Below are 13402 nucleotides of genomic sequence, written 5' to 3'. Positions count from 1 at the left end.
ACAGAGCTGTCGTTTTATAAAACAACAGCTCTGTTTTTCCTTTACATTCTTCTTAAAGCTTCAATCGGACTGAGATTTGCCGCTTTCACAGATGGCAATAAACCAAAAATCAAACCAATTACCGTTGAAAAAACAACTGCCAATACAGCCGCCGGTACACTGATTACCATCGGTGCACCTGACATTTTGGCAATTACAGCCGATAAAATAACGCCTGCAAAAACACCTAAAATTCCACCGATACTGGTAAGCACGGCTGCCTCTGTAAGAAACTGCCCCAAAATTCTTCTCTTGTTTGCCCCTATCGCCTTTTTCAGACCAATTTCCCCTGTTCTTTCTGTCACAGACACCAGCATAATATTCATAACGCCGATGCCGCCTACAAGGAGAGAAATACTGGCAATCCACAAAAGCTGGCGATTGGTGCTTTCACTAATCTGCTGCAAGTCTTTTGCCTTTTCCATCATATCTCTGGCTTTATATTTAATATCGCCGGTTGCAGAAACAATGCTTTCATTTAAAATTTCTGCTGTTTTTTTCCCTGCCGCACTCATGCTTTCCGGAGAAGTGGCTTTCACGGACACCAGCTGCGGTTCATCATACCGATAAATAATCGGCCATGTACTGTCGGGTACTAAAACCATACCGCTGCTTTCATTGTAATAAGTGTAATATTCTTCTCTGCTGTTAATAACAGGCTCAAATTCCTCTGTCTTTTTTATCACACCCACTACTGTAAAAGGTTCTCCTTTGATTTCTATAACCTTTCCGATTTCCTCTCCCTTTTCAAAAAAGTTGCTGGAAGCAGTTTCATCAATCAAGACTACCTTCTGAAATTTTCCATAATCGCTTTTGGAAAAACCTCTTCCTCTGATAATCTGATATCCGCAGGTATCCAGATAATCTGTATCAATCCCAAACACAGCGCCGCCATTCATGGTTTTATTCTGATAAAATACACTGTCTGCATATTTTCTCACCTGATAACAGGTTACATTCGTGACTTCATCCAAATCTGCTATTTTTTCTTTCTGCTCTTTTGTTATCACAGGCACACCCTCCGGCACACCCTGATATTCCATCTCATATTCACTTCCTCCCTGACCGAGATAAACATCTACCACATTATCTCCTTCGCCAATGAGGTTTTTCTTAATCTGTTCATTTGTTCCTTTGATTGTAGACACAATAGATATTAAAGATGCGATACCGATAATAATTCCCAGCATGGTCAAAAAGGAACGCATTTTATGTGCCCAAATCCCCTGAAAAGACAATCTAATATTTTCAATCATTGTGCTGCTTTCCTTTCTTAAAATATATTTTCTTCCATCAAAGAAGCACGTTTTACCTTTGCTCCTTCTTTTACCTTTTTGCCATAAGGAAATGCAATATGGTCTTCCATAGTCAAGCCGTCTTTCACTTCTACTATCGAACCGTAAAAGGTCTGTCCTGTACGTATTGGCTGCTTTTCCAGCTTTCCGTTTTTCCCTTCTTTATAAACAAAGTCTTCTCCGTTTTTGCTTCGAATATATTCTTTACCGATAAATAAGCCTGACATTCCGCCTTCGTCTGCGGGCAAATCCATACTCACCATTTCATTATCCTTTAATCCTGTGCTGTCTGCAATGTATGCGGTAAAAGGATAATAGGTAAGTTCTCTGCCGTCATAGCTTTGATAACCGCTGGCAGGATAAGGAGAAACTTCTTTTACCTCTGCTTCAAAAAATGTGCCTGACTCATAAGCCATACCGGTTACAAGCTGTCCCGGCTGTACTTTTTCCAGTAAAGCTTCGCTTACTACGCCTTTAATGTAAACACCTCCGCTGCTTTCAACAATAATAAAAGGGTCGCCGTCTATCTCTCCCTTGGCAGGGTCTCCCACTTTTTTCACAGTACCGTTTACCGTACTGGTTACTGTCTCGCTTTGAAGCTCCTGTTCTACCTTTTTAATTTTCAAATCTGCTTCTTTTATATCCAGTTCCGTGGTCTTGATTTCTTTTTCCTTTTCTTTAATGGCTTTTTCTAATTCCTCTTTAGAATATCCGCCTACAATCTCCTCCTCCGGAATTTCATTTCCGGTTCCGTCCGGCAGCTCAGGAAGCACTTCCCCCTGCGGAACATCTTCCTCAGGCAGCATTTCTTCCCATTCATTTTTCCCTAATCTGGTACGGAACCATGCACTTGGTTCCACGGCGCTTTCTATTGCGCTTCCGTCCAAAATCATAGCAGCCTGTAAGGTTCCGTCAAAGCTGTTGTCACTTCGCACTTCTAATTTACAATAATATGGCTCACGCACTCTGTTTCCGGAAACATCAAATCCTGCTAACTGGTTTAAAAATTCACCCTGTATCAGAACGCCCTTCTGGCATACATACACATAAGGCTCCTCTTTTGTGCCCTTTCCCGAATAAGGAATGGCATTTTCTATAATGGCATCATCATTTGGAAATTCTGTGTTATCAATGGTAATGTCACGATACAGTCTTTTGTAAACACCGGAAGGTCTTGCCTGCTCCTGCGGCGTCTCCGGCTGTTCCGGTTTGGGTTCCTCCGGTTTTATCTCCGGATTTTCTTCTATATTGCTGAGAAATTCAACCTTATAGACCCTGCCTACTGCCATATTCTTTTTATCATCCTTTAGGTTTTTCAGTTCATTCTCCAGACCTTTTTTCTTGACTTTTAGCTGCTCTCTGTTCAGTTTTTCCATTTCCAGATCAATATTTACCAAAGTCATGTCATAGGTCAGCAAGGGGTCTCCTTCTTTTACCTCCTGCCCCTCCTGTACGTGAACCTGAGAAACTAACTGTTTCTCCATCAGACGTACCTCCTGCGATACGTTGGAGGAAACTGCGCCCTCCAGACTGTTGGTTTCTCCCCACATCTGCTGAGACAATTCTTCCATGGAGTAGACTTTTATCTCCGGCTTTTTTAATTTTCCTGCCGCAAACCAGATACCTCCGCCAAGAAGAAGCACACCTGCTGTACTGACTGCGGCAATTTTTGCTGTTTTTTTCGTTATTCGCATTGTCCCGCCTCCTTTACTCCACAGTTATTTCACCTTCCGGCACTGCTCCTTCCGGTGTCACAGCTTCTCCTTCACCTTCTTCTGGTATGGTTTCTTCCTCCGGTATCATCTCTTCCTCAGGAACGGCTTCTCCCTCCGGCATCATTTCGCCTTCCGGCATTGCTCCGTCGTCTTCCGGCATTCCCATTATGTCCTCCACCATTTCATGCGTAGTCTTTACGCCTTCTTTAAAGAACTCCTGAGGGTAAGCCACATAGTCGGAAGATTTTAATCCGCTTTCGATTTTATACTGAAGCATATTTTCATCATGTATTCCGAGTACCACTGTCCTTTTCTCCAGCGTACCTTTTTTCGACTCTACCCATACATAAGGTTTTTTATCCACATCTGCGATAAATGCCTCATCCAGCCAAATTCCCTCTTCTCTTTCTTCTAATCCCGTATCCTGTTCAATATATACGTGCTGCCCTAACAGCAATCCTTCCGAAGACTCCAGTTCCACATAAAAAGGATAGGAAGTGGAGGTCATCTGCCGGTCCTCATTGCCACCATACATCATATTCTCGGTATTATTGTTTGGATTTTTTGTATCTACTGCCGTATAAGTTCCCTTCCATACGGCATTTTCATCTACTCTGGAACGAATAATTGCCGGAGCTCCCTCTACAATCTGCGTAATATTCTGCTCATTTACTTTTCCTTTAATACGGTATTCTCCTGTTGCCAAAATCGTCATAAATGCCTGTGAAGAACCGTCATAAGGATTGATACTTTCTCCGTTTTGAGAATTATTCACAGATTTTACCACGCCCTTCATTTCACTGGTAACCGTAGAATTTTCAATCTGACTTTTTATACGATTAATCTCTACTTCTTTTGCCTTCTTCTCATACTCACTTTTCTTTAAATCCATTTGAGCAGACTGTATCTGGGTGGTATAAGAAAGCTGCTCCTTTTCCGGTGCTTTTTTCTTCTCTTTCTCCAGCTGGGCAATCTGGTCCTTCTGATTTTTCATATCATTATCTGCTCTTTCCAAATCCAGATTTGCCTGCTGTAAATCTGCTTCTAGTTTTTCTGTGTCATAAGTAAATAAAGGTGTCCCTACATCCACCTCATCTCCTGTTTTCACCAAAATTTCTTTTACTTCTCGTTCTGCGTCTTTTTGAATATCTAAGGTTTTCTGAGACTCGACTACACCTGCCAGCTTCTGCGTGCCTGCCATATCATTCATGGACGAAACACTCATGACATAAGCAAGCTCCTCTTTATTTCCTTTATCCTTATGCTGTACAAAGAAAATCCCTGCTCCAATTACTCCTATACACAGTACAGTACAGGCTCCGATGATTATTTTTTGTTTTTTCTGCATACCCTACTCTTTCCCTTCTTCAAATTTTATTTTCCTGCCACCCTCTTAGTCTATTGTATGAAATCAGTATATCAAAAAATCCACTGCCTGTCCCCTTGTTTTTTCTTAATTTTTACGATTTTCTTTACATTTTTCTTGCAATTTCATTGCAAGATGTTACAGATTATGTTGCAACTTGCCTCTGACTTTGTTAAACTACCTTCAGTATATAGAATAAAATTGGAGATAATCATGAATAAACGGACAAAAAAATTATTTCTGCTTCTTTCTCTATGCCTTTTTTATTTTCTTCTGTCTGCCTGTCTGAGCAAGGAAGAAAAGGCTGTAAAGCATGCTATTGAAAAAGAATTTAATCAAATAAAAAGTGATGATATGCAAACTATTCAAAATTGCATTGCAGCCGAAGAACTTCTCCCATACTATGGGGACACAGAGGAGCTGGAAGAAGATGTTGCTTCTATCTTTACTCTATTTTACAAGGATTTCAATTACAAAATAGAAAAAATTTCCGAAAGAGAAAACGAGGCTTCTGCAAAAGTAACCTTTTCTGTCATTGACGCCAAAAAGCTGGCAAAAGATTTCAGCAAGACTTCCTTAAAAAAGCATATTGAGCAGGATGCTGCGCCTACCGGAGTAGAATTTTCCATCCACGACTCTTATCTGCTGTTAGAAAAGCTTTTGCAAAAGAACCATTATAAAACCAAAAACATTACTGCAAAGCTTTCTCTTGTAAAGGAAAAGGAAAGCTGGAAGGTTCTTCACAATCCTTCTCTTCAGGAGGCTTTGACCGGAAACTTTTTATCTTATGTCACGGACTGTAATTTATTAAGTCCAAAAGAAATTGTAAAAACACATTTTAGCAGTATTAAGCAATTTGATGCTGAACAGATGAAAATTTATCTTGCTCTGGACACTCTTTTTGAGACAGAGGATACTTATAACAGCTCCGTTGCTCATGCTGTTGCGTCACAAATCAGTGAGTGCTTTGATTTTAAAATTTTAGGCGAAAAAAAAGAAGATACCGAGGCAACCGTAACTGCATCGATTGTAAGCGTAAATTTTCACAGTATTATGGAAACATACAAAGAAGAATTGTCAAAATGGCTGGAAACCTCCGAGTCTCTGGCTGTTGGCTCAGAAGGCAGAAGACAAAAAGAACAGGAAATGCTCTTATCCTGTATTGAAAATAATCACAACACCATTTCCCATGATGTAGAAATTCATCTGATAAATGACGGCGTCAACTGGAAAATACAAATGAATGAGAAAATTTCCGAAGCTATCTTCGGAAACGTACAAGAAGAGTTGTTGTATTAAATACATCTCCAGAATATTTATACCTTTTGCACTCAGTCTGCGCTCACTTTGAGCTTGTAATCTCAAAGCGTGCTCGACAAATTCGCTAAAAGTGTATAAATATTCTGAATGATGTTTTCTACAACAACTCTAACTTTTATAGTTTATCTATTCTTCTGTTGTTTCTTCTTTTTGTGCCACAATGGCAATTCCCAGTTCTTCCAACTGTTTTTCGTCTACGATATCAGGCGCTTCTGACATAAGACAGGAAGCGTCTTTTACCTTTGGAAAGGCAATTACGTCACGGATAGAGTCTACCTTTGCCATGAGCATAACCAGACGGTCCAAGCCGTAAGCAAGACCTGCGTGAGGCGGTACACCGTATTTGAAAGCATCTAAAAGGAAACCAAACTGTTTCTGTGCTTCTTCTTTTGTAAAGCCTAAAGCTTCAAACATTTTTTCCTGCACGTCATCTTGGAAAATTCGTACAGAACCTCCGCCGATTTCATTTCCGTTTAATACAATATCATAAGCTTTTGCACGAACCCTGCCCGGCTCTGTGTCAATGTACTGTAAATCTTCTTCCATTGGCATAGTAAACGGATGGTGCATAGCCGTAAATCTTTCATCTTCTTCAGACCACTCTAAAAGAGGGAATTCTGTAATCCATACAAAACGATATTCGTTTTTATCCAGTAAATCCATCTGTTTTGCCAGTTCCAGACGAAGCGCTCCAAGCACATCCCAGACAAGCTTTGTCTTATCTGCCGCCAAGAGCAATAAGTCTCCGTTTTCCCCTTTCATTGCCTGAATTAAAGCCTGCATTTCTTCTTCCTTCATAAATTTGGCAAAAGAAGATTTCACTGTTCCGTCTTCTCCGATAGCAATGTAAGCAAGACCTTTTGCACCATAGCCTTTTGCAAACTCTACCAGCTTGTCGATTTTCTTACGTGGCATAGCGCCCTGTCCTTTTGCATTGATACCACGCACACTGCCGCCGTTTTCCAAAGCGCCTTTAAACACGGCAAATTCACAGTCTTTTACCACTTCGGAAACGTCTGTAAGCTCCATTCCAAAACGTAAATCCGGTTTGTCAGAACCAAAACGGTTCATAGCGTCAATCCATGTCATTCTCTCAATAGGAAGCTGTACCTCTACACCTAATACTTCCTTAAACAGAAATGCCAACATTCTTTCATTTACATCTAATACGTCTTCCACATCTACAAAGGATAATTCCATATCAATCTGTGTAAATTCCGGCTGACGGTCTGCACGTAAGTCCTCATCTCGATAACATCTTGCAATCTGGAAATAGCGGTCATATCCGGAGCACATTAAAAGCTGTTTAAAAATCTGCGGTGACTGCGGAAGGGCATAAAAGCTTCCCGGATGCACACGGCTTGGTACAAGATAATCTCTCGCACCTTCCGGTGTACTCTTAATCAAAGTCGGTGTTTCGATTTCAAGAAATCCTTCCTTTGCAAGGAACTGGCGCACCAATGTAGAGACCTGTGAGCGAAGCATCATATTTTTCTGTAAATCCGGTCTTCTTAAATCCAGATAACGATATTTCAGACGAACCTCATCTCTTGTTTTGCTGTTTTCTTCGATTGGGAACGGAGGTGTTTCTGCCTCGGATAAAATACGCAGTTCTATTGCTCTTACCTCGATTTCACCGGTAGGAAGATTTGGATTTACCGCACCGGAACGTGCCTCCACACGACCTTTAACAGCAATTACAAATTCACTTCTTAAACGTCCTGCTTTTTCAAAGCCCTGCTCGTCAATATCCCCATTTTCAAAAATAATCTGCATAATACCGGAACGGTCACGTAAATCCACGAATACAATTCCGCCTTTATTACGGCTTTTCTGTACCCAACCCATTAACGTTACGGTACTTCCAATCTCTGCCTTTGTCACTTCTGTACATCTGTGGCTTCTCTTAAGCCCCTTCATTGATTCTGCCATGATATAAATTCTCCTTCTTATAAAACAGTGTCATTATAAACTTCCGTAATGACAGCATATCCTTCTTTTTCCAACTGTTCTTTTTGGAATTTTTTATTTTTCTTTGCGTAAGCAATGTTAATGCTCTGTCCTGCTTTTCGTTCTTCTGCTGCTTTTTTCATTACTTCCAGAAGTTTTTCATTGGAAAGCTTCTTATCCAGAAGGTATACCTTCTTTTCTTTTGCTCCCGGAACTTTAAATCCTCTTTCCATAAGCAGCATGACAATACGTTCAAATCCAATGGAAAATCCTGTTGCAGGTGTAGGTGTTCCTGTAAATTTACCAATCATTTCATCGTAACGACCGCCGCCGCCTACGCTTCCTGCAAAACCGTCAATGGAAATCTCAAAAATCGGTCCTGTATAATAAGACATTCCACGAACCAGTGTCGGGTCAAATTCCAGATTGAAGTTTGCTGTTTTTGCCTGCATAACGCTTTCGATAATGGTTGTCAAATCATCTGCAACCTTCGCATCTAAAAAGCCCTCCAGCTTTTCTTTGCAATAAGCAACACCGTCGATACCATTTCCCATGGCTTTGAATAAATCCATGTATTTTTCTACGCTCTCTTTTGCAAAACCAGACTCTTCCAATTCTTTTGCAACGCCGTCCATGCCGATTTTATCCATTTTATCCAGAATAATAAACACCTGTGTAAAGGAGTCTTCCGGAAATCCGCTGTACGCTGCCATTGCCTTTAAAATTCTTCTGTCGTTGATACGAATAGTAAAGCTGTCAAAGTCCAATTTTCCCACTAAAGTAGACGTTGCCAGAATAACGTCAATTTCCGCTAAAAATGTCGGGTCACCTAAAATGTCGATATCACACTGCATAAACTGACGGAAACGACCTCTCTGAGGACGGTCTGCACGAAATACATTTCCAATGTGAAGCGCCTTAAACGGCTGCGGCAGCTCATTTGCATTATTGGAATAAAAACGGCAAAGAGGTACGGTTAAGTCATAACGCAGACCACTGTCTACCAAATCATTTTCTTCCTTTGCTTCCTCAATTTTCAGCTTCTCGCCTCTTTTTAAAATACGGAAAATCAGCTTTTCATTGTCACCGCCCTGCTTACTGGTAAGGTTCTCAATGTGCTCTACACAAGGTGCTTCCATGGAAGTAAATCCAAACTGTTTATAAGTATCCTTGATTAAGCCGATTACATAATCACGGATTTCCATTTCCTGAGGTAAAATATCTTTCATACCGGTTACCGGTTTTTTCTTTAAACTCATACTTATCGTCTCCTATCTTTTTTACAATACAATTCCGTCTCTTTTTCTCTCAATCATTTCATCAATACGGGTAATGTAATTGGTAACATCCTTTACATTTTCAATACGCTCAATCTTCTGTCCGTGGTCAGACACAAGCTTCGTGGATGCTCCTGCCCCTGCTGCAATAATGGTCTGTTTTTCTTCCATTATAAGTATATTGTAAATTCCTGCTTTGTCAACTTTTGCATAGCCTACATTTTCCAGATTTCCGCACATATTTTTCTGTCTGTACAGATAATACGGCCCCATCTGACAGCTTCGGGCATAATTCATCGCCATTTCCATGATTTCCTGATTGTTCTCAAATCCCATTTCTTCGTATTGGTCTTTAAACATCCGAAGTCTTGCAGCTCTTTTTACTGCTAAAGAATGTATGGTAAGACTGTCAGGGTCAAGCGCCTGAATTTCCTTTAATGTATGCTCCACATCATCCTTATGCTCCCCCGGAAGACCTACGATTAAATCCATATTGATATTATCAAATCCACATTCCCTCGCCAAAGCGAAGGCGTGTCGTGTATCCTCCACCGTATGATTTCTTCCGATAATCTTTAAGGTCTCTGCATTCATGGTCTGAGGGTTTACAGAAATTCTGGTAACAGGATATTCCCGAATTGCCTGTAATTTTTCTTTTGTAATGCTGTCCGGTCTTCCTGCTTCTATGGTATATTCCTTTACCTGTTCCATCGGAAAACGCTTCTGTATATGTCCCAGCAGGCGATGAAGCTGCTGCGGCTCCAAGGTTGTAGGAGTTCCTCCACCTATATATATGGTATCTAAGGTTTTATCTTTCATGGTTTCTGCAATAAAATCCAGCTCTTTTAGCAGTGCATCTAAATAGCTGTCAACTTTATCACGCCATCTTTCTAAAGGTGAAGAGCTAAAAGAACAATACAGACATATACTGGGGCAAAATGGAATTCCCACATATAAGCTGTATCCATTCTCATAATCAATATTCTTTAAAATTTCTCTTTCCCTGTTAGCTATGGTAATGGCAAGCGCTGTCTTTTCATTACTGGTATAGTATGTTTTTCGCATATAATCCGCTGCTTCTGCATTGCTCATACCGGACTCGATAAGTCCCATGGCAATTTTCGTAGGACGAATACCGGTCAGATTGCCCCAAGGAAGTGTATGACCGGTTTCCTCCGCCAACAGCTGATACAGCACTTGTTTTAATTTATTTTTTCTGATTTTTCTGTCTTCTGCTTCGTCAAATGCCTGTTCTCCCTCACGCACTTTCCCATCAAAGCACAGTCGGATAAGTACCTTTTCTCCGTAAAGAATGGAAATCAGCCTGTCATAGCTTTTTTCCTCCTGTATTTCCTCTGTATAATACATTTCGATGTCCTCTTTCGGATAAAAAGCCTTTACCAAGGTGTAGGCATCATATTCAAATTCTTTTTTATTAAAGGAAATTCCTATCATGGGCTCTTCCTCTTTCTATATTATTCTTATAAGTAAGGATTATTTTTCTTTTCAAACTCTGCGTCTGTGGCTTCTCCGTGTCCCGGATAAATCACCGTTTTATCCGGCAGCATGGCAAAAATTTTGTTTAAGCTCTTTTTCATTTCACTCATACTTCCGGTAGGAAGGTCGCATCTGCCACAGCTTCCGTAAAATACCGTGTCTCCGCTAAAGCAGACTTCCTCATCCTTAATCCAATAGCAACAAGAGCCACTTGTATGCCCCGGTGTAAGAATAGTCGTAATCTCAAAGCCCGCTGCCTGAATTTCTTCTTCATCCTCCAGTAAAGCGTCTGCTTTTACTTTATACGGAACTCCTGACCATGCAGCAGAAAGGTTCTGCTGACTGTCGGCAAGGAGCGGTTCCTCCTCCTTTGCCGCATATACCGGAATTTTATAATGTTCTCTCAGCTCATTAACCGCACACACATGGTCGTAATGTCCGTGTGTCAATAAAATCCCCACAGGTTTTCCCTGTAATTTATCCAAAGCATAAATAATTCTTTCCTGCTCCGCCCCCGGGTCTACGATTAAAATTTCCTGTGTTTCTTCATTTTTTAAAAAATAACAGTTGGTCTGTACAGGACCTACCACAATTCCTCTCAGCATCAATTTTTTCATCTTTTCTCCTTAACCGGCAGTACGCTCAATGTCTTTCACGCTTTCAATCTGTCTGATTTTTTCAACCATACTGTTTAATTCTTCCTTGCTTCTTACCTCAAAGCAAATATTAATGGTTGCTGTTCCCTGTTTGCTTATTCTTGTATTTAAAGCAAGAATATCGATTTTTCTCTCTGTAAAAATCTTAGAAATATCAACAATCAAGCCGGTACGGTTATAAGCAAACACATTGATATCCGCCATGTAGCGTTCACAGCTTTCATGGGCAGGTACCTGCCACTCCGCATCAATCAAACGATTTCTGTCTTCTGCGGACATGTTCATCACATTGATGCAGTCTGTACGATGAATGGTAACGCCTCTGCCTCGTGTTACATATCCCACGATTTCGTCTCCCGGAATTGGATTGCAGCATTTGGAGAAACGCACTGCCACATCGTGAATTCCTTTTACCACAATGCCGCCTTTGGATTTGCCGATATGAAGCTTATCCTTATGCTCCGCTGTTGCCTCCAAAACCTTCTCATCTGTCAGCTCTGCCTTGTGGTCTTTATTATAGGTTTCAAGAAGCTTATTGATAATCTGTCCCTCTTTTAAGCCTCCGTGTCCCAGCGCAGCCAAAACAGAGTCCCAATCTCGGAAGCCGTATTTTTTCATAACTGCTTCCTGATATTTTGGCTTCTGGATTCCCCCGAGAGAAATTGCCTTTACTTTAGCATATTGGATAAGCATTTCCTTACCCTTTAAAATATTATCCTCTTTTAATTCCTGCTTAAACCACTGATTAATCTTATTTTTTGCCTGCGTGCTCTTTACTACTTTTAACCAGTCACGGCTGGGACCTTTGGAATTTTGAGAAGTAATAATTTCTACACGGTCTCCGTTTTTAATCACATATTCAATGGGAACCAGCTTTCCGTTTACTCTTGCCCCTACCATTTTATTTCCCACTGCACTGTGGACATTATAAGCAAAATCAATCGGTGTAGAACCGTTTGGCAGTGTCTTTACATCTCCTGCGGGAGTAAAGCAGTACACGCTTTCGGAAAACAAATCCAAATCACTTTTTAAAAGGCTTAAAAACTCTTTATTGTCAGACATATCCCGCTGCCATTCCAAAATCTGACGCAGCCAGCTCATCTTCTCTTCTTCTGATTGTGTAACGCTGACTTTTCCATTGTTGGAAACCTCTTTGTATTTCCAATGGGCAGCAATACCATACTCTGCTGTTCTGTGCATTTCGAAGGTTCTTATCTGAATTTCAAAGGGCTGTCCGCTTGGCCCGATAAGCGTAGTATGCAAAGACTGATACATATTCGGCTTCGGCATAGCAATGTAGTCCTTAAACCGCCCCGGAATGGGCTTATACATTTCATGAATAATACCAAGCGCCGCATAACAGTCACGCACAGTATCTACAATAATTCGTACAGCAAACAAATCATAAATCTGGTCAATGGTTTTATCCTGATTTACCATTTTCTTATAAATACTGAAGAAATGCTTAATTCTTCCGTCTATCTGAGCGTTGATGGACGCTTTTTCAATGTGCGCACGTACATCTCCTACAATCTGGTCAATAAACGCCTGACGCTCGCTCTTTTTCAGATTTATTTTCTCTACTAAATCATAGTAAACTTCCGGTTTCAAATATTTCAAAGACAAATCATCCAGCTCGATTTTTACTTTGGAAATACCCAGACGCTGAGCAATGGGAGCATAGATATCCATCGTCTCTCTGGCTTTTTCCTTCTGCTTATGGGGCGGCATGTATTTTAAGGTTCGCATATTATGCAGACGGTCTGCCAGCTTAATCAAAATAACACGGATGTCCTTTGCCATTGCCAGAAACATTTTTCTTAAATTCTCTGCCTGCACCTCCACCTTATCTGCGGAATAATTCAACTGTCCCAGCTTTGTTACACCGTCTACCAAAAGCTCTACCTCTGCATTAAATTCTTCCCGAATTTCCTCAGAGGTCATAACCGTATCTTCTACCACATCATGAAGAAGCCCGGCTACAATGGTTTCCTTATCAAGCTCTAAATCAGCTAAAATAATTGCCACACAAAGCGGATGAATGATATAAGGCTCGCCGGACTTTCTCACCTGTCCTTTATGAGCATTATTGGCAATCTGAAATGCCTTATCAATCATGGAAATATCAGTAGATGGATGGTATTTCCGAACACTGGTTATCAGCTCCTGATAAAGTACCTCCGGACTGGTGAAATCCTCCATGGTCTTCACATTGGCATCTGCCTTTTTAATTTTTTCAATTTCTTCTGCTTTTAAGGCAGCTTCTCTTTTTTCTTCCATAAAAAAC

General features: G+C 40.7%; 9 protein-coding genes. 1 reads left to right on the top strand and 8 read right to left on the bottom strand.

All coding sequences use genetic code 11. The features are described 5' to 3' along the window. Positions 1–41 precede the first annotated feature (41 nt). The 3 genes from CGC63_RS05275 to CGC63_RS05265 are packed head-to-tail and all read right to left on the bottom strand — an operon-like array spanning position 42 to position 4397. Entirely contained in the window at positions 42–1295 is a 1254-nt protein-coding gene (locus tag CGC63_RS05275; RefSeq protein ID WP_004222958.1) for an ABC transporter permease, read from the bottom strand. A 17-nt stretch (positions 1296–1312) separates the two neighbouring features. Beyond that, positions 1313–3028 (bottom strand): biotin/lipoyl-binding protein, encoded by a 1716-nt coding sequence (locus CGC63_RS05270; RefSeq protein ID WP_004222962.1) that lies wholly within the window; start codon positions 3026–3028, stop codon positions 1313–1315. A gap of 13 nt (positions 3029–3041) precedes the next feature. Continuing rightward, a complete protein-coding gene (locus CGC63_RS05265; protein WP_004222966.1) occupies positions 3042–4397 on the bottom strand; it encodes an efflux RND transporter periplasmic adaptor subunit in 1356 nt (451 codons plus the stop codon). A gap of 231 nt (positions 4398–4628) precedes the next feature. Between CGC63_RS05265 and CGC63_RS05260 the strand changes: the two genes are divergently transcribed. Continuing rightward, complete coding sequence (locus CGC63_RS05260; RefSeq protein ID WP_009246760.1) at positions 4629–5714, top strand: hypothetical protein; 1086 nt, start codon at positions 4629–4631, stop codon at positions 5712–5714. A 147-nt stretch (positions 5715–5861) separates the two neighbouring features. On the opposite strand, the gene aspS is transcribed toward CGC63_RS05260, so the two are convergent. From aspS to CGC63_RS05235, 5 genes are read right to left on the bottom strand one after another with little or no spacing between them, the layout of a single operon-like run. Further along, positions 5862–7667, bottom strand: coding sequence for an aspartate--tRNA ligase (gene aspS / locus CGC63_RS05255; RefSeq protein WP_004222973.1), 1806 nt, complete (start codon positions 7665–7667; stop codon positions 5862–5864). 17 nt (positions 7668–7684) lie between these two features. Further along, entirely contained in the window at positions 7685–8944 is a 1260-nt protein-coding gene (gene hisS, locus CGC63_RS05250; protein WP_004222976.1) for a histidine--tRNA ligase, read from the bottom strand. Positions 8945–8965: 21 nt separating this feature from the next. Further along, on the bottom strand, positions 8966–10417 hold the full coding sequence (gene hemZ / locus CGC63_RS05245; RefSeq protein ID WP_004222979.1) for a coproporphyrinogen dehydrogenase HemZ: 1452 nt from the start codon (positions 10415–10417) through the stop codon (positions 8966–8968). 26 nt (positions 10418–10443) lie between these two features. Beyond that, positions 10444–11076, bottom strand: coding sequence for an MBL fold metallo-hydrolase (locus CGC63_RS05240; protein WP_004222982.1), 633 nt, complete (start codon positions 11074–11076; stop codon positions 10444–10446). 9 nt (positions 11077–11085) lie between these two features. After that, entirely contained in the window at positions 11086–13395 is a 2310-nt protein-coding gene (locus tag CGC63_RS05235; protein WP_004222985.1) for a RelA/SpoT family protein, read from the bottom strand. Between the last annotated feature and the right edge of the window lie 7 nt (positions 13396–13402).

This window comes from Blautia hansenii DSM 20583 (assembly GCF_002222595.2).
Classification (GTDB): Bacteria; Bacillota; Clostridia; order Lachnospirales; family Lachnospiraceae; genus Blautia; species Blautia hansenii.
This window is presented reverse-complemented; position numbering and strand designations above follow the sequence as displayed.